Raw genomic sequence first — 19,282 nt, 5'->3', positions numbered from 1 at the left:
GGGGAAATGTTGAAATCATTTTATCAGAAACTCGCTGTTCTAGGTGTCAGTACTGGCCTTATGGCTTCTACTATCATACCAACTTGGACAGCGGCAGTAAGCAAGCCATATAGTAGTACAAATCTTTCTAAGTTCGAGGCGAAGGGAATCCACTCAGGAGATACCGAAAAGCAAAACCCATTGAGCAAGGATACACTCGTTATTAAATTTGATAAGCCTCTGACAGCAACAGAGCACAAACTTGCAGGCGGTACAGTCGTAAAGCAGTTTTCGAACCTGCACTATGCTGTAGTAAAAGTGAAGGACAAGAAAAACCTGTATAAAGTGATTCAAAAATATCAAAAAATTCAGAAGGTCCAGTCTATCAGCCCAAGCGTAAACTATCAGACAATGGGGAATGCCGACCCGAAAGCTGCAGAGCAGTATCATCTCTCTATGTTAAATATCGCTAAAGCCCAGCAACTAGCGGGCAAAAACAAAGTGACTGTAGCGGTCATTGATACAGGCATTGACACAAAGCATCCAGATCTAAAGGGTTTATTTTTGCCTGGCTATAACGCCCTGGACCCAATGCATCAGCCTGCAACAGATAATCATGGAACACATGTGGCCGGGATTATAGCGGCCAATAAAAATAACGGAATTGGTGGATACGGGATAAATCCAAATGTCAAAATCCTGCCGATAGATGTGTTTGAACGTTGGGGTGCCAGTGACTATAGCATAGCTGAAGGGATTTTACATGCAGTTAAAAAGGGCGCAAAGGTAGTTAATATGAGTCTTGGTGGTCCAATGCCCTCGCCTTTAATCGAAGAAGCGATCAATAAAGCGAATGAAAAAGGCGTGGTCGTCGTGGCGTCTGCGGGCAACTCTGGAGATGATTGGGTGAATTATCCGGCGGGCTATGAAGGCGTCATCAGCGTAGGAGCTGTGGATAGTCGAAAAAAATTAGCGGATTATTCGAGTTACGGAACTTCCGTTGATCTTGTCGCCCCAGGAGATGAAATTTACAGCACTATTTATGAGGCAGAGAAGAAATCAAGCTTTCAAAAAATGAGCGGTACTTCTATGGCTTCGCCAATGGTAGCAGGTGCCGCTGCTTTATTGCTGTCCAAATATCCAAAATTAACGCCGTCACAAGTCGAGTATATTTTAGAGCAAAGCGCGATAGACTTAGGTCCAGCAGGTTTTGACGAGAAATATGCGAACGGTCTCCTTAATATTGTAGAAGCGATGAAATTTAACACTAAGAAAGTTCCTACATTTGTAAAGGAAAAGTGGAATCAGGAGGAAATACTTAACAATGCTCAAAAAGTAGAAAGCAACGATAAGATAAAAATAGATGGCCAGATAACGAAGCCTTTTGAACAAAAGTGGATCCAGTTTAAGGTTGAAGAAGGTGACTCGATTCAGGCTGTGCTAGAAGGTGCTACCCAGTATGATTATAAAATGATGATCCATTTCTATGGGGATAACAAAAAAGAAACAATGGACGTAAATAGCACCGGAGCTGGCAAGTCGGAAGGAAAGCTTGTAAAGGCGCCATTTTCAGGAACTGTGGCTATTGGCGTGAAAGATGTAAACGGTAGTTATGACAGCACATCAAAAAAACAATCTCATTATTCATTGTCAGTTGAAAAAACGAAGGAACTCCCTAAGGATGATTCATCTGTAGAAAATATGGTAGCTATAGATGCACTCCCATTCGAATCGAAAGAGGGCTATACATTCATCGGTGAGAAAGGCGATAATGATTACTATACTTTCAAAGTTGAGGAGAAACAAGCGGTTAAGATTACGACAACTGGAGTGCCAGGTGTGAATCCAAGCATGAGCTTGTATCAATTGGAACAAATATTATCGCCTGATGAGGAAATAACAGAAGAAGAAAAGACAAAATTGCTTAAGAACACGTTAGAGGGAAAAGATGAAATTGAACCAATTGCTTATGCCAATAATGGTAGTACAAGTGAAGGTGATAAGCTTACTTACTCAGCTGAGCCGGGAACCTATATCCTTAAAGTGTCCAATAAACCAAGCAATTACTTTGGCCTTTTTGACTTCTTTATGGGTATGGAGATTTCAGAATCCAATACATCCGTTGAACAATCGATTATTCCGTATGGATTAAAAATAGAAACGAAAGTGCTCCCAGAGGATGAGGATAACTATCCGAAAATGGAAGATAAAGAATCTACTGAAGAAATAGATGGAACTGAAAGCCTACAAACAGATGCACTTGCTAAACAGCGAGCAGCACTTGCGGAGGCAGAAGAACAAGAGTCAGAAGATCCGCAAACAGAAGATCCTAATGAATATATTCAGGGTATACTTGATAGCGCAAGACCTTACTCTATGATTGGGGAGACATCCGCTTATTTGCAAAACAACATGGATGAGGATTGGTATATCATCAAACCAGAACAAACAGCCATCTTTAAATTTACGTTAGAAAATAAAGATAATGAGATACCAATGATGGATATATATCAGCTTGATGAGGAGAAAAATGAAAAAGGTGAAAAAATATTAAACTTAAATAACCTTGGTGATAACATTGATTGGGGCAGTAGTTTAATCTCAACCAAGAAGAATTTCTATACAGGTTTTAAAAAAGGCAAGACATATTTAGTGAATATCCAATCGAATTACTTTAATGATTCTAATAGTATTTCGTTTGAACCGTACAAGCTAAGCTCTAAGGTAAGGCTCTCCGGAGTAGAGGATCAATATGAAGACAATGATTCATTTGAGAATGTGAAAAATTTACCTGGAGCATCGTTTAAAGGGAATTTTGCAATGCCAAATGATAGGGATATTTTTTATTATCAGGCAAAGAAAACTGAGTTAATCGGTGTGACCATTGATGAGCACACCATTACAGATACCATGAAAGCAACATATGCTAAGGATTTATTAAGCATGTATGCAGGTGTGACAGGTATAATTGAAGACCGAAATAATAATAGAAAAATAGATGAAGAAGAATATAATTATATTCATATCATTGACAAGGGTATTTGGGGCCACTTATATGGGTCATTTAACGCTAAAAAGGGAAAGAATTATTTCATTATGATGGAACCAATAATGAATGGTAATGTTCCAATGTCTATTGTCCCTTACACATTTACACTTGCTTCAGCACCCACGAAGGATGAAGATGCTGGCTCAGTTGTGAAGAAAAATATCCCGTCTAAGCCACTTAAGCTGAAAGGATCAAAGGTAAAAACTGCCACAGGCTACTTCAATGCAGGTATCACAAAGGGAGATAGCGACTGGTATGAATATAATGTAACAAAGAATACCAAAGGGGTCATTAAGCTATCTGCTGGCCAAGAAATTGATGGTGTCATTTCTGTTTATAAAAATGGAAAACTAATATTTAAGTCAGATTACTATTCTGGCGGCGATGCTGAAATCACCCCATTTAATCTGAAAAAAGGAAAATACCATATCAAGGTGAATGATGTAAATGGTAATGCTAGCATGAAGCCATATAAACTAAGCATCTCAACTAATAAATAAGAATTAAAAAGTCTTCAATCTCTAAGGAGGTTGAAGACTTTTTATATTATTAGTGAGTTATTTTTAAGCCGAAATTTGAACTTGTGAAGAAGTGGAATTAACTACGCTTTCCGCGGGCGAGCGCGGAGCCTCCTCGCTACGCTGTGGGGTCTCGTCTGTCTCGCTATCCCGCAGGAGTCTTCATTATTTCCACTTCAATCATTTTTATATCAGGTTTTAATACCCGTTCTTTATATTAGCCTTTTTTACGAAACAGACTAATTAGTGCTAGTAAAAGAGCTACTGCTGATAGTGTAATTGGAAGCCAATTGGAAGAATTGTTTGTGCTTGTTTCAGCTTTTGCTTCCGTTGTTTTGGCTTCGCTTTGAGCATTAGCCTTATTATGTTCTGCTTCTGCATCGCCTTTGTTAATCGTAGTCACAGAAGCCGGCTCATCTGAATCAGGAGCGCCTGTCCATTTTACTACAGAACCATCCTTATAGGTTTGTAACGCATTCCAACTCACTTCTCCTGGTTTGCTTGGATTCGCGCCAATAAAGGCGAATTCCATAAATTCGTTGGCTTTAATTCCAGCTTTTTTAGCTGTCCAAATAACTGAGCTAACTTGTCCATCTTTATCTTTTTTAAGTTCATAGCCCCAATCAGGTATTGGCATAACAGAGACAAGGCTAACCCCTTTAGGAACCTTTAATTCTACTTTAGTTGTATTGATATCCTTTTCTACAGGTACGCGCATTGTATACTTCTCATATGCATTTGTTGTTGATTCCTTCGGTTGTACAGAAACATGAGCATCCGCTGTATAAGTAAATCCCATTAAGATTGCTGTAGCCAATATAGGCGTTAACCATTTTTTCTTTGTTTTCATTTTTATCTTCTCCTATTATTAATTATTTGCACTGCTGATTGATACTTGATCAGTCCATTCCGTGGTTTTCCCACCAGGATAGTTTGCTGTGATACTGTAACGATAGTTGCCGGACATCACAAATGGAAGTAAGACCTGATAACTTCCAGTATCCATTTCTTTGGCAGGGTAAGGACCGGCCTTCATATCATGATCGGTCATAAAGATTGTAACGCTCACATCTTTTGGCTTTTTCCCTTTTATCGGAGGTATTTCGATCGTCATTGATTTATTGCCGGCATGCAAATTCTTCATATGAACTTGGACTGTTGACTCCGAAGCTGTCAAAGCTTTATCATACGAAGTTTTTGGCAGGGGGTAAGCTGATTGGCTTAGCCAAACACCAAGTAATATAAGAACAATACCGATCAACCATTCTGTACGAATTAGACGAAAAGTAGAAAATTCTCCGTTTTTCTTCCATTTAAGTGTTTGCACAAGTGCCAGGCAAAGCATTAGAAGAGTAAGCACAATTTTGCAAAGAAGCAATGTGCTCCAATTCATCCAGCCTTCAAATATAGCTTTCCAACTGGTTTGGAAAAACACCATGGCTATTCCGGAAAGGATGACTAACCCGGAAAATGCAAGTACTCGATTGACGAAGAAGGATCTAAATTCTTCCCAATGAACTTTTCCTTTGCGTCTAATTAAAATCATGTACAAAAGTGCGCCTAACCATAGGCTGATGCCTAGTTGGTGTATAATACGCGGAATCAGAGCAGCATACGGATGTGCCAGCCCCCATACATGGCCTCCAAATGCCGGAGTGATGGCCAATGCTAGCCACAAGACAATATACCAGCCTCGCACCATACCAGGAATCATGAGAAGTAGAATGCAAGCTAATTGTGCAAATAACATCAGCACAAATGGGAAGTGCAGCAATAAATCCCATCTTCCTTTAAACATGGCTTGTACCAAGCCTGGTGGTAGTGAATTTACGTAAGCGACTAATTCAGCTACACTCGCTACCAGTAGAATCGGATAAACCCAGTTCAATTTAGTGATTAACTGACGAAGAGCAGGATACTTGCGTTTCTCCGCCCAAATGCTAAATATGTAGACACCTGCTAGTAAAACAATAGCGCCTTGTGCAATAGTTCGGAAGATAATCAACATTACACCGCTTGATTGATTGCCATCCGCGATCGCATTTGCTCCATTACTAGTTGCTTTGCCAACTGAGAAGTAGTAAGAACCGCTGACAGGATGACCATCTAATGACACAACACTCCATTGAACGGTATAAGTTCCTTGTTTTAACTTAGGAAGTGAAAAAGAAAGGTTAGCTGAACGCTCACTCTTACTTTCTGGTTGATGAGTAAAGACAGGCAATGAGTTTCGATCATAAATAGTAACATTCGCTAAGTCTAATTCTACCGGCTCATTAAAGCGCAACTTTAATGTGGTTGGTGATTTTTCAGTTACAGCTTTTTCAGCAGGTATCGATTCGATAAGGGCAGAATGTGCATCGGCAGTAGGCATCCCAAAAAGGGGAAGCAACAAGGCTATGGAAGCTACTATGAACAACGCCAATTGGGCAAAATATTTTTTAAAAATAGTAAACTCCCCCTAGCAATCTGAACAGCAATTATTACTGCTGCCATTCATTTTTTGAGAGACTTGTTCCATAGCTTCTTCAAACGAATACACTTTACCACCAAAACCTTTTACAAAGTTCTCTGCATGCTCACGCCATTGAAAGGGAAGTACTTGAGGTTGGCAGCACCCTAAATTCAGAGAAGTGTCCATCACATACCATGCCATAGGTGCACTAATTGTTGTTTGGGTAAGAAAGTCTGGGCAAATAGCTTGCATGGTTTCCTCTGCCAGCTGTTGATGCCGAAGCAGTCCGCAATGTGTACAACAAGCCATTTCAATCTGATTATTATTTAAAATTAATCGATAGGCTAACTTATCATTAATGCTTTTGTGGCATAGTACACAAACATTTGTGTTAGTGCTTTTGGAAGTTTGGTATGATGGAGCAAGACAAATGCCTCCAAACGTTTTTTCTACAAACCCTTCCTGAATCAATAGCTTTACATCACGATGAATGGTCATTTCGGAAACATTCAATAGCTCACTTAACTCTGTAATCTTCAAATGTTTTCTTTCACTGATTAACTCTTTTATGCGCTTTTGTCGTTCAAGCGGCAACATGATATCCCCTCCTGTTATAGTATTGATAATTTATAACAAAAATAAACATTTTATAACATGATAATTGTAAGTGCATTACAAATAAAAATCAACGAGATAGTCTGATTGTTTACTGCTCTATTATTAAAATAGAAACTTTTTGTGACAGGGAAGTTAATATTCACCCTATTTACAACGGCTAAATTAAATTGTACTCTCATATTCGGGTAATTTACTTTTTAAAATATACTCTTTTCTAGTGTAGAAACACTAGATATCATCAATGTCATACTGTAAAATAAACTAACAATATAATCGACAGAATATTCGAAAGTTATTAAAGGTCGAACTATAGAGGAGTTGCAAAATGGCAAATTCTATAATGGATCACATTGGAAGGCATATAGCTGTTCCTGACTCTCCTAAACGAATACTCTCTATTTGTCCAGCCATTACGGAAACTCTTTTTTCATTAGGGCTTGACGAAATGATTGTAGGACGAACAAAATATTGTATATTTCCAAAAGGAAAAGTAGAAAATATCCCCATCGTAGGCGGCACAAAAGAGGTTAAGATTGAAACTATCCGTAATTTGCAGCCGGATTTAATTTTGGCAGAAAAAGAAGAAAATACGAGAGACATTGTGCTTGCTTTAGAAGAGATTGCTCCAGTTTTCGTCACAGAGGTACAGAGTACAGACGATGCATATCGGTTGATTAAAACACTTGGGGCATTGACCAATCGAAAGAAGCAGGCTCATGAGCTGCTTACCTCATGTCAAAATGTTTTTCCTACACCTACAGAGGATCAAACGCTTAAAGCCGCCTATATAATTTGGCGAAAGCCTTATATGGCCGTTGGCGGAACAACTTATATTAATGATGTCTTAAGGATATTAGGGTTCGAAAATCCCTTTACGAATAAAAAATCAAGATACCCTGAGGTTACAAACGAAGAACTTGCAGAGGCTAATCTTGATATCCTTCTGCTTGCTTCTGAACCATTTCCATTTCAAGAAAAGCATATAGCAGAATTTCGTAAGTTCCTTCCAAAGGTCAAAATTCTTTTAGTAGATGGTGAGATGTTTTGGTATGGCGCAAAGATGCTGGAGGCTTCTGAATATCTGAAGGACGTAAAAAGAAGAGCTATCTCTGAAAGAGATTAGTAAAGTAAATGAATTAGGAAGGTTTTGAACAAAATGAATCCCAAAATTGATGAATATATAAACAGTGCGACCCTTTGGCAAGAGGAAATGAAATTGCTGAGAGAAATAATTCTATCATGTGGCCTAACAGAAGAATGGAAGTGGCGGATTCCTTGCTACACGATGGATGATAACAATATCGTTATGATACAGGCATTTAAAAAATATTGTGCACTGGGCTTCTTTAAAGGCTCCTTATTAAAGGATCCCAATGGCATCTTAGTCAAACCAGGAGAGAATACACAAGGTGGTCGCCAAATTCGATTTGCTAATGTCATAGAGATGGATTCTATGAAAGACAATGTAAAAGCATATATCTTTGAAGCAATTGAAGTGGAAAAGGCCGGCATGAAGGTAGCTCTAAAAAAAGAAGAAGTAGAGATGCCAGAAGAATTGAAAACAAAATTTGTTGAAATGCCAGCTTTAAAAGCATCTTTTGAGTCATTAACGCCTGGACGACAAAGAGCCTATATCATGCATTTTTCAGCTGCCAAACAATCAAAAACGCGCGATGCCAGGATAACAAAGAATATCGAAAGAATTCTTAGCGGTAAAGGATTGAACGATTGTATATGTGGCATGTCAAAAAAAATGCCGAATTGCGATGGTTCACACAAGTTTATATAAGGTTATTGAAAAATAAACAACTAATCTGTCGAATAATAAAGGGTTTTGGACTTCTAGAGAAGAATGAAATAAAAACTAAAATACTGAATGAGGTGCTGAGGAAATGAGAGCATGGAAATCGCACGAGCACATTGAAGTAATCTTCGACGAATCTCAGAAACACCGTCTAAAACTCACTTGTACATGGGATGAAGATTTGCCGGATTGTTTATATATTATGTTAAATCCGAGTTCTATTGAATTGGACAAATGTGACCACACGATTGATCGTTGCATTAAGATTGCCGAATTTAATGGTTATGGCTCAATCAGTATTGTTAATTTATTTTCTTTACGCACAGTTAAAACAGAAGAGTTGCTAGAGGCAGAAATACGTTCTATTCCTCAAAATCTATGGACGATCAAGAAATCGATTGATAAAGCTCATATTGTGGTGGCAGCATGGGGCTCAAAAGGGGGATGGTTCAATGCCAACTATCCTATTTTGAAATACTTAGAAGAGACAGGAAAAAAAGCTCACCTCCTCGATGCTAATAGTTTTGGCTGTCCTATGCATCCATCGTTCATTAAAACGATGACCTATTTTAAGGAATATCAATTTCATGAAAAGATAGGCTTGTCATCGTGACTCCTTTGATAGACTAATTAAAAAATACCAATCATCCTAGAAAGTTAATATACATAAATCATTTTATTAATTAGAATATAAGAAAAAAGGAGTTTTAATGTAAAGCACCATATGAACAGGAATGTCAGGTGCTACTTCCTACTTTGCTAAAAATGTCGGTTAAATTTTGATTAAATCTAATTACAAATAAGAATGCAAGGAGTTAATAATGTGAAGCGAAATCTAGCAATCTTACTAGGGTTTTTGACGTTATGTCTCATGATCTCAGTTACTACCCCTAAAATGGAAGCACAAGCGGCAGGACCTAAAGTAACTATTAAAAAATATAAAGATAAGAAAGAATACCAATACGCAGTTATTAGTGGAGCTAAATATAAAAAAGCGAATGCTCAGATGCTTGCCTATACAAAACATGTTTACAGAGTGAATGAAAAACTCCAAAAGAAAAATAAAGAGGATTTGAAAAAAGGATCTATCCCAAACGGAATGCCATATTTTGCTGTAATTACCTGCTCTAAAAAATTTAGTCAATCTTCTAAAGTAAGCATTTTCTGCGAGAAATATACGTATACAGGTGGAGCACACGGTATGCCTTATTCAAAAACCTTTAACTTCTTGAATGGGAAAAGTATGAGTTTAAAAGGAGCGTTTCAATCTGCTAAAAGTTATGAAGATGGTAAGGCCTATGCTAAGCGCTTTATTCTAAGCCATCCTGAAAAATATCCATTTGCTGATAGCCATACAAGCATTGCAGGTCATTCTTTCTTTTGGACAACTAAAGGTTTGAAGGTCATTTTTGAGCCATACGAAGTTAGTTCATTCGCAGATGGTTTTAAATACGTTTCAATATCAAGCAAGTACTTGAAAAATTAAAAAGTATATAAAGCTAGCCTTTTGTATTAATAAAAGGCTTTATTCTTATTTATACAGTTCTAGGGATAAAGCATATGGAATCGGTAGGAACGCTTAATCCAAGGAGAGCAATGAGTCTTTATAGGTAATGAGAAGATAACATTAAATCCCCAATCTTATTAGATTGGGGTCTTTTTATGTTCAATATCATTGGTATTAAGGTAGGGACCTTATATGTCCATTTATAAAGCTCGTATCCAAAGAACGATTTATGGATATGGGTAAGAAGACTGTTATTCTTCCACTCTATGCAATTGCTGATCTGCAAATTCCCTGTAAAGAGGATGTGATTGGTAGAGCTCCTGATGTGTACCGCTTCCTGTGATTTTTCCTTTTTCAAGAAAAATAATCTGATCTGAATCAATAACTGTTGAGAGACGGTGGGCGATGACAATCGTGGTACGACCATTCATTAGATCGTTTAATGCTTGTTGCACAACTTTCTCCGATTTGCTGTCAAGGCTGGATGTCGCTTCATCTAGCATTAAAATTTCTGGATTTCTTAAAAACGCTCGAGCAATGGCAATTCGTTGGCGTTGGCCGCCAGAAAGTTTCATTCCTCTTTCGCCGACTTCTGTACTATAGCCATTTGGGAGATCCGCGATAAATTGATCGGCATAAGCCATTTTAGCGACAGTCTGAATCTCCTCATCGGTCACCTCACGCCTCAAACCGTAGCAGATATTATCCCGTATAGTCCCGGAGACTATCGGGCTTTCTTGTGATACATAACCGATATGACTTCGCCAAGAGGTAAGGGAGAAATCGTTGATTGATTTATCGCCAATGGTAATACGTCCACTATTGGGCTGGTAGTATCGTTCGAAGAGAGAGAATAGGGTTGTTTTACCGCTGCCGCTAGGTCCGACAATAGCGGTTACTTTTCCTGACTGGATAGTAAAGTTTATATCATGTAAGATTGTATCTTTTTCATTGTAACTGTAGTTGACATGTTCCACATTTAAATCTGCATCTACGTGTTCAACGTCATCTGTAGCATTTGGCTCTGGGGCTAATTCAAGAATATCAATGATTCGTTCTGTGGCACCTGTAGCTTTTTGGAAGTGAGTGAAAAATGACGCCATTTGGGCCATTGGCATAATGATCTGAAACAGATACATGATGAATGCTACTAAAGAGCCCGCTGTTAAAGCACCGGATGAAACGCGCATGCCGCCATAACCCAGTAGCAGAACAAGCAGTGTCATCATGACAAGGCTAATGATTGGGCCAATTAACGATTGGACCTTAGCTTCTCTTAAACCAAAATTGAATAAGTTGGTAATGCCTCGACGTCCATTCGCATATTCAACTTCTTCAGCATTGGAAGATTTAACAAGTCGAATTTCAGATAAAACCTGCTGAAGGACAGCAGTGAATTTTGCCGTTTCATCTTGTGTTCCTTTAGCGATTTTATACATCTTTTTACCAAGTGGAACAAGTATAGCAGCCGCAATCGGTATTGCAATGAACATCACAAGGGTCATTTTCCAATCTAAAATAAAGAGAACGATAATAGAACCAACAATGGAAATAATACCTGCAACAAAGTTTGCTAAGTGGTCAGAGATGAGATCTTTCACAACCGATGTATCATTCGTCATTCGGCTTACCGTCTCACCAGAAGGGTGTTCATCAAAATAACTGACAGGCAATACAAGTAGCTTCTTCCAAAGTCTATCTCGAATGCTCGCCACAACTGTTTGACCAATACGATTCAATAAATAAATAGAGAAACCGCTTGCCAATGCCTGAGCAAGAATCGCTACGACTAGGAAGGATATACTTTTTGCGTTGATGGCGCTAATTGAAAAATCATTCACCAGGTTTTTAGTGAAAAGTGGTACGAGCAAGCCCACCCCTGTCGTAATCAGACTTAGCAAGATGGCTATGCTGATTAAGAGTTTTGGCGGATTAGCTTGTTGTACAAGCTGAAGAAATGGACGCCAGCCTGTTTGATTCTTTTCTTGTTTCATAGAGTAGTGTTCCTTTCTCTCATAGTAATCAAATTATATACATCTTTTAAGTGTGTGTCAGGCAGCAGGGATTGAATAGTATTGAATCAAAAGGTAATTTGCAAAAGGGAGGGTGTAACTTTATATCGAAATATCTGGAAAACAGTCTATCTTCACTTTTGACAAAAAGTGATTTTGCTTGAAAATGCCAATTTAAACCTATAGTATGGGTAATAGATTCCAACAAAGAGCTTTTAATAACAAAAACTGTACTATTTTAGATAGATTAAGTATTTATTTGCTTAAATAAAGGATTAGAGTGCTCAAATGAAGAATTTATATAATAAAATATACTAAGGGGGTAGTTTATAAGAATTGATTTGATAAATGAGTATTTTTCGTAAAATTAGATGAAGATTGACGAATAATCTCTATTTTATAGTTTTTAGGAAGACGAAAATCCTTTGGATAAGCTTGAGCTTAAAATCCAATTGGAGCGAAGCCTTAATTGGCAAAGAAAAAGTTTCCTTTATACACTATTACAAAAAATTTATGAAATGATTCAAATAAACTACTGTTGTATTTGTAATTAGTTTTTGTGACTACATTTAATATTGAAAAATCCTCGAAAAACCTTCTTTTTCATCCCACGATTCTCTTTTTAAATTTCCAGCACATAATCTTGATAGAGATTAGTTTATTTCACCATATTTCAGTTGTTTTCTGGATGCTGTTTTTTGCTATTTTTTAAAAATGGAAGATAATTAGAAACAAAATTATTTATTAATATCCAAGTGGTAACAACTATCGTGTAAAATTCTTTGAATGCTTGAGAATAATTAGGATAGGTAGGGGATAAAGAATATGGGAAAAATGGTAGATCGAGATCAGCTTTATTATATGCAAATAGATGGGATAATACAGCGTTGTAAAGCCTTATCTGTTCCATGTCACATTCAAACAATAAGTACTTTAACCGGTCTGAATGATGAAAAAATATTGGAATTGATAGAATGTAATTATAAAGATAAGATGATTTCAAGCGATAATTACTTTTTTGAATAATTCTTTATATGAAAAATCATAAATTAACTTACAAAAACTATTAAATGGTTATCCGCAACTAGAAAAGCCGAACTATTAGGAATGCTAGCACAGCATTCTATATAGTTCGGCTTTTTGGCTTTAACTAAACTAGCATTCTATTAAGGACGAACCTTCATATTATATGTCCCGCGTTTTAATCAATCTTGTGAGAAAAGAGATTTTAAACTATTCACTCTTTCCAATAAATAAATTAAGAGATTCTGTTTGAAATGTAATCTTTCAATCCATACTGAAGAAAAGAAGGTATGAAAGTTAAATAGATTATATTTAATTAAATTTATAAAAAAAGAGTAGATTAGGGGGTATTAAAGTGCTTCAGCTAGAATCGATGGTTGAAAAATTAAATGCTACTTTTTATAATTCGGTAGATTTTGTAGCTAGAGAAATTTCTTTTCCCAAAGATCAATATGCCATTCTCTGTTACTACAGTTCGATGGCTAATAAAAAAGATGTTCAAAATATAGTTAATTTATTAAAGGTGCAAACAACTCTAGATGAAAAAGAGTGGGATGCAACGACTTCTTCCCAAAAGGAGAGTTACAATCTTGAAAAATTAGTTGAGTATGTGTGCCAAGGATTTACGGTGCTACTATTATTGAATTCTCAGGAAATGGTTCGTTTTACCATACCAGACTTACCTCATCGTTCCCCAGATGAACCGACGAACGAAGCAATTATACGAGGGTCCCATGAAGGGTTTGTTGAAGATATGGATGTGAATTTGGGATTGATTAGAAAAAGGATGCGCGTACCAGATTTAATTGTTAAAAAAGTGACTGTTGGAACAGAAAATAAAGCTGATGTATATTATTTTTATTTAGCCCGCTTTGCTAATCAAGATAACCTCACAGAATTAGAGCGCAAACTCAATCTAATGAAAGATAAAATAGATGGATTGTACACTTCTGGTCAAGCAAATGACTTTATAGAAGATTCACCTTTATCACCATTCCCACAAATCTTAAATACGGAAAGGCCAGATAGAGTCTTTGCCAATCTTTCAGAGGGGAAAATTATTATAATGTCGGATTTTTCACCGAATGCTTTTATCGCACCTGTCACATTATTTTCATTTTACCAATCGCCTGATGATTTTAATAGTCGTGTAATCGTGGGTTCTTTTTATCGGATGGTGCGAGTCTTTAGTTTTCTGGCAGCCATTTTTTTACCTGCCTTTTATATAGCGGTTGTTAGTTTCCATTATGAGGTGCTGCCAATAGAATTAAGTAAGAAGTTAAAATTAGATATAAGTGAAATTCCCTACAGACCCATATTTGAAGCATTGATTGTTGAAGTTATTATTGAACTCATTCGTGAGGCCAGTGTAAGGCTTCCAGTAGCTTTGGTTCAAACTATTGGTATTGTCGGTGGTTTAGTTGTCGGAGATGTCATTATCAATGCAGGTTTAGTTTCAAATATGGTAGTAATTGTGGTAGCTTTAACGGCTATATCTAGTTATGTAGTACCGTCAGTGGAGTTAAATACTTCTATCCGAGTTTTGCGTTTTCCGTTTATGTTTGCTGCGTCAATACTAGGATTCTTTGGCATATTGATAGGAGCGCTTGCTCTAGTTGTTCATTTATGTAATTTAAACTCATTGAAATCACCTTATTTATATCCAATTGTCCCATTTGATCCAAAGAAAGTGAAACAAATTTTATTCCGTGGAAAACACACCAAGTCTTCTCCGCAACCTAGCAGTTTTGACCCGAAAGGAAGGGAAATATGAATTTTACAATTACAAAAGTTCAACTTTTTCTCATGCTCTTTTTCAGATCAACAGGTATCATATTTATTGGTTATCCAGAAACAATTATTTTAGCTGGTGGCCGTGATGCGTGGATTATATTCTTTGTGGGATCACTAATTGTTTTCTTTCAATTATGGATATACGAAAAATTATATAAGTACTTCGATTTAGGGAAATTCACAGCTTGGATATATATTTTCATTTGGATAATTGTTCTCATTGGTTCAATCATTTATATGCAATACAATTTGAATATTTGGGTACAGCAAAACACACCCAATACGATTTCATTAGTATTAATGTTATTAATATCTTTTTATATCAGTGTAAGCAGACCGTCTACAATTATCAATTTACCAGTATTTATAATTCCTTTTATTTTTATTTTTATTATATATTTGTTATTTTCTATTCCAGAGTTAAGTCTTAATCATCTATTCCCAATAGGTACGAGTACAGGAGGTCAATGGATGAAAGGGACGATGGTTGCAATGGCTGCTTTTACAGGACTAGAGGGGTATTTAGTATTAAGAAAATATGTTTTGCCAGAGGATAAAATAAGCTTTAAAGATATTTTAACCTTCCAACTTTCTATAACACTATTTATTGGTTTCTTAGTTATTGTTACCAAAATGTATTTTGCTACAGATGCTTTGCCGTATGTAACAGAACCTATCTTGTATATTTTAAAATCAATCGAAGTGACATTTGTAAAAAGACTCGATATTTTCTTCTTTTTTTTATGGCTGGGCTGGAGCATTATTTCATTTGGTTTAATCGTGTTCAATATACGAATCGTCTATTTCAAACAGAAACGTAAGCATAAAATATGGCCAATGGCTGTTTTGCATTTAATCGTTTTTATTGGTAGCGTAGGAATAATAAACATTCAAGTAATGGAATTCATTCGAAACCACTTCCACTATTTTTATATTCCAACTACTTTTATTCTTCCTGCCATCATTATGTTGATCAACAAAAGGAGGAAATCTAAATGCGCCGAGCTTTGATGTTCTTCCTGATTAGTTCTATTTTTCTAAGTGGGTGTTGGGATCAGAGGCTGTATAAAGATCTCTCTATCATTTCTGTTATAGGAGTTGATGGGTATATTGGGGATATAAAAGCATACTATGCGTACCCTAGTTCGAGTGATGATCCTACCAAATATATTGTACTTGATGGAAAGGGGAAAACAGCTAGAGAAGTAAGGATGGACGCTAATAAAAAATCCGAGCAAGCTATAGATATAGCAGAGCTGACTACAATATTATTTAGTGAAGATACAGCAAAAAAAAATTTATACAAAATGTTGGATGTCTATTACCGTTCTGCTCAAAGTCCGATGACTGCAAAAGTCGTATTAACTGAGGGTTCTGTAAAAAAGTTTTTAGATTTGAAGGAAAACATTCCGAAAGAGATTGGTGAGTATTATTTAGATTTTATAAAAAGCTTTGAAGAATACTCCATATATCCTAAAACTAATTTAGAAATTGCAGCCAATAGAATGTTTAGTGAAGGTGTGGACTTAGGGTTACCATATATAAAAATTAGTGGCAAAGGCCTTCCAGAAGCAGAAGGTTTGGCACTGTTTAATGGTCAAAAATATACAGGTGTACATCTTACTCAAAGAGATTCTCTATTTGTGACATTATTAGGTTATGGGAAATCAAAGATGGTCGAAGTGTCCTATCTGTGGGATAAAGGTGAAGAAAAAGAGCCAGTATCTTTTAATATCATCCGCTTTAAGCAAAAGAAAAAAGTTTCACAGGTAGGTAGTAAGATAAAGGTGAGCTATGAAATAAAAATGCCTATTGTCATGACAGAGTATCCACCGGACCATTTAAATAAAAAGGAAAAAAGAGAGCCCTTAAAAAAGTTTATTGAAAAAAGAATTGAAAAGGACATTGCAAAAATGTTTAAAAAATGTCAAGAAGCTTCTTCTGATGTAGTAGGAATAGGAGAAGATATTAGAGCGTATCATCCGGATCTGTGGAAGGAAGGAAAATGGAAAGAATTATATAAGGATATGGAAATAGAAGCGAAAGTAAATGTACAAATCGAAAGAAGTGGTAGCACTAGATAAGCTATCTGTCTACTGATTGTAATTTGGTTAGTATATTACTACTTATTAAAACAAACATGAATGTTACACATTCATGTTTGTTTAGTGAAAAGGCTATAGCAGCTTAATTTTCATTTTATATCAATAATAATAAAGCACTGATCATCACTTTTAGAGTTATCAATCGGACAGTTGGAAAGTGTTTGTAACATTTTTTTCTTAAATGCAGGCAAAGATAGAGATGCATTTTCCATAAGGAATGGATGCAAATACTCTGTACCAAGTGGGTCTACCCCATCTGTATATAGAAGTAGCCTACCACTGTTTTGATATAAAAGTGTTTGGGTTTCAAATTCCACATTTTTAAACAATCCAAGAGGAGGTGTAGTAGAGTGTAATTCAAATTGTGTACCATTCGCATCTTGCCACAGTGCAGATGGATGACCGGCATTTATGTAATCGATTTGCTGTTTATCTGTATCAATTAAAAGGAAAATAGCAGTACAATAATGCCTTGCATCTTCATTACTTTGAAACAATTCATGTAGATGATTATCCAACCCTTTCATCACTCTTTCAACTGTATGGCCTTCTTTCATAATTAATCTATGGAAAAGGGCATGAAGAGACATCGTGATTAATGCTGATGAGATACCATGTCCCATTACATCAAGAAGTATAATCCCGTATCGGGTTGAATCAAGTTGATATATCCCATAAATATCACCAGATAATTCTTTAGATGCTTTATAGAATGTTTCCATTTCAATATCTTCATTTTGAATAGGCATTGTTAGAGATGTCTGTTGGATTTTTCGAGCCAGTTCAAGCTCTCTTTTTGTTTCTATTTTGAATTGTTGGTTTTGTTCATTCAGTCTTAGAAGTTCCGATGTTTGAGCTTCTAATGCTTCTAGTGTTACCTGTAATTCTTCAATCGCATCATGCTTAGCTTTTAGAGCTGCTTCAGCTTCTTTTTTTGCGATTAACAGTTCGTTTTCATACTTATTTCTTTGTCTAATTGGAATTAATATGCATGCCACATTGTTTCTTTCGTTCATACTTTGTTTAGAAGCATTTATGAGTACAGGAATTTCTCCGCCATTCCTTGACTTTAAAGTTATATACAATTCTTCAACATGGCCCTCTAAAGCTATGAGTGGCATCAGATAAAGTTGAACAAAAAGACAGGATGGGGAGGTAAGAATTAAATTAATATGTTCCCCTATCAAATTCTCTTTCTTATAATCTAGCAATTCTACTAAAGTTTGATTTACCAATGTGACAGTTCCGTCTTCTTCCATATTCAGAAAACCACATGGTGCACGATCCAATAGCTCATCCATTTCATAAAATCTCCTCTGTTTGTTTTTTCGTTAACTGTTCTTCTAAATATTGTCGGATCGTATTTGATAATTCTTCAGGATGGCTCATATGTGGACAATGTCCTATAGCATTCAATTGTTTTAACACACTGTTCGGTATATGCTGATGCGTATATTGTGTCACTGTTTCTGGAGCGATAATATCATCAGAGCATTGAACAATAAGTGTAGGATGTATTACATTTTCAAGATCTTTTCGGTTATCTGCAAAAAAAGTTGCCTTAGCAAAATTAAGCGCTGTTATAGGGTCCGTCGAACAAAAACGGGTTTCTAGCTCTTGTTTAACTTGTGGACGACTTGGATTATTTGTCACGGTTGCTGCAAATATATTTGCCCAGCCTATGTAGTTTTTCTCCATTAATTCGATTAAACCAAGGAGCTCACTCTCTTGAAAGCCTCCGATGTATTGGGGTGGCTCATTAAGGTAACAAGGAGAAGGACCAACCATTATCAGATGCGAAAAGTATTCGGGATGTCTAAAACTTGCGAGCATGCCAATCATACAAGAAACAGAATGGCCCACGAAAATAGCATCTGTTAACTGTAAAGTAGCACAAATCTCTAATATATCTTGGGCATAGCCTTCAAGTGTACTATATCTATTTGAATCGTAGAAATTTATATCAGTATTTCCTGAACCGACGTAATCGAATAGAACTACTTGGTAATCGCCTTCAAATTTCTGTGAAACTGCACTCCACACTGTTTGATCGCAACCAAACCCTGGTGTAAAGATGATCGTTTTCGTACCTTTACCAGTTAATCGAACATTATTACGCAGTAAGATATTATTTTCCATACTGATATCCCTTTCTTCTATTATTCTAAATCGAGTTTAATCATAACATACTTAATCTATGGAAAGATAATTTTCAAGTTTTACAGTTTGGAGTCAAATAATTATTAAAAAAGTCCTAGGGGCTACACATTTTCTATGGAAAGAGCTTAAGCTGAAAGCTAAGCATTAAGCATGACGAGATGGAAGCCAAGACTGCGTAAGGTGATGTCTTTAGTACGAAGCAATTATGAATGAGCGAGGCAGAGTGGTTTACAATGTGGTCGAATACTTTTATAGTGT

General features: G+C 36.4%; 15 protein-coding genes. 9 read left to right on the top strand and 6 right to left on the bottom strand.

Annotated features, from left to right (window positions below):
• Positions 1–9: 9 nt before the first annotated feature.
• A complete protein-coding gene (locus RCJ93_RS08535; RefSeq protein WP_446738822.1) occupies positions 10–3,528 on the top strand; it encodes a S8 family peptidase in 3,519 nt (1,172 codons plus the stop codon).
• Between the two features lie 235 nt (positions 3,529–3,763).
• Here the strand turns inward: RCJ93_RS08535 and RCJ93_RS08530 are convergent, their stop codons facing one another.
• The 3 genes from RCJ93_RS08530 to RCJ93_RS08520 all read right to left on the bottom strand — a co-directional run bounded on the left by RCJ93_RS08530 (position 3,764) and on the right by RCJ93_RS08520 (position 6,598).
• A complete protein-coding gene (locus tag RCJ93_RS08530) occupies positions 3,764–4,396 on the bottom strand; it encodes a YcnI family copper-binding membrane protein (protein ID WP_446738821.1) in 633 nt (210 codons plus the stop codon).
• 18 nt (positions 4,397–4,414) lie between these two features.
• Positions 4,415–5,920, bottom strand: coding sequence for a copper resistance CopC/CopD family protein (locus tag RCJ93_RS08525; RefSeq protein WP_446738820.1), 1,506 nt, complete (start codon positions 5,918–5,920; stop codon positions 4,415–4,417).
• 87 nt (positions 5,921–6,007) lie between these two features.
• Positions 6,008–6,598 carry a DeoR family transcriptional regulator gene (locus tag RCJ93_RS08520; protein WP_446738819.1) on the bottom strand — a complete coding sequence of 197 codons (591 nt, stop codon included), beginning with the start codon at positions 6,596–6,598 and terminating at the stop codon, positions 6,008–6,010.
• A gap of 346 nt (positions 6,599–6,944) precedes the next feature.
• On the opposite strand from RCJ93_RS08520, the gene RCJ93_RS08515 reads away from it, so the two are divergent.
• The 4 genes from RCJ93_RS08515 (at position 6,945) to RCJ93_RS08500 (ending at position 9,909) form a co-directional block, all read left to right on the top strand.
• Positions 6,945–7,742, top strand: a complete 798-nt coding sequence (locus RCJ93_RS08515; RefSeq protein ID WP_446738818.1) for an ABC transporter substrate-binding protein — start codon at positions 6,945–6,947, stop codon at positions 7,740–7,742.
• A gap of 33 nt (positions 7,743–7,775) precedes the next feature.
• Positions 7,776–8,408, top strand: a complete 633-nt coding sequence (locus tag RCJ93_RS08510) for a DUF1801 domain-containing protein (RefSeq protein WP_446738817.1) — start codon at positions 7,776–7,778, stop codon at positions 8,406–8,408.
• A gap of 103 nt (positions 8,409–8,511) precedes the next feature.
• Positions 8,512–9,036 (top strand): DUF1643 domain-containing protein, encoded by a 525-nt coding sequence (locus tag RCJ93_RS08505; protein ID WP_446738816.1) that lies wholly within the window; start codon positions 8,512–8,514, stop codon positions 9,034–9,036.
• A gap of 210 nt (positions 9,037–9,246) precedes the next feature.
• Positions 9,247–9,909, top strand: coding sequence for a PdaC/SigV domain-containing protein (locus RCJ93_RS08500; protein ID WP_446738815.1), 663 nt, complete (start codon positions 9,247–9,249; stop codon positions 9,907–9,909).
• Between the two features lie 272 nt (positions 9,910–10,181).
• Here RCJ93_RS08500 and RCJ93_RS08495 read toward each other — a convergent pair whose 3' ends face one another.
• Positions 10,182–11,924: an ABC transporter ATP-binding protein gene (locus RCJ93_RS08495; RefSeq protein ID WP_446738814.1), complete on the bottom strand. Its 1,743-nt coding sequence runs from the start codon at positions 11,922–11,924 to the stop codon at positions 10,182–10,184.
• 843 nt (positions 11,925–12,767) lie between these two features.
• Between RCJ93_RS08495 and RCJ93_RS08490 the strand changes: the two genes are divergently transcribed.
• The 4 genes from RCJ93_RS08490 to RCJ93_RS08475 all read left to right on the top strand — a co-directional run bounded on the left by RCJ93_RS08490 (position 12,768) and on the right by RCJ93_RS08475 (position 16,843).
• On the top strand, positions 12,768–12,968 hold the full coding sequence (locus RCJ93_RS08490; RefSeq protein WP_446738813.1) for a hypothetical protein: 201 nt from the start codon (positions 12,768–12,770) through the stop codon (positions 12,966–12,968).
• A 352-nt stretch (positions 12,969–13,320) separates the two neighbouring features.
• Entirely contained in the window at positions 13,321–14,739 is a 1,419-nt protein-coding gene (locus tag RCJ93_RS08485) for a spore germination protein (RefSeq protein WP_446738812.1), read from the top strand.
• A complete protein-coding gene (locus RCJ93_RS08480; RefSeq protein WP_446738811.1) occupies positions 14,736–15,770 on the top strand; it encodes a GerAB/ArcD/ProY family transporter in 1,035 nt (344 codons plus the stop codon). The genes RCJ93_RS08485 and RCJ93_RS08480 overlap by 4 nt, the downstream gene beginning before the upstream one ends.
• Positions 15,755–16,843, top strand: coding sequence for a Ger(x)C family spore germination protein (locus RCJ93_RS08475; protein ID WP_446738810.1), 1,089 nt, complete (start codon positions 15,755–15,757; stop codon positions 16,841–16,843). The genes RCJ93_RS08480 and RCJ93_RS08475 overlap by 16 nt, the downstream gene beginning before the upstream one ends.
• A 110-nt stretch (positions 16,844–16,953) precedes the next feature.
• Here the strand turns inward: RCJ93_RS08475 and RCJ93_RS08470 are convergent, their stop codons facing one another.
• On the bottom strand, positions 16,954–18,165 hold the full coding sequence (locus RCJ93_RS08470; RefSeq protein ID WP_446738809.1) for a SpoIIE family protein phosphatase: 1,212 nt from the start codon (positions 18,163–18,165) through the stop codon (positions 16,954–16,956).
• 1 nt (position 18,166) lies between these two features.
• On the bottom strand, positions 18,167–19,003 hold the full coding sequence (locus tag RCJ93_RS08465) for an alpha/beta fold hydrolase (protein WP_446738808.1): 837 nt from the start codon (positions 19,001–19,003) through the stop codon (positions 18,167–18,169).
• Positions 19,004–19,282 lie beyond the last annotated feature (279 nt).

It is taken from the genome of Rummeliibacillus sp. BSL5 (genome assembly GCF_052928305.1).
The sequence above is the reverse complement of the archived record's forward strand: the minus strand, read 5'-3'. Positions and strand labels throughout refer to the sequence as shown.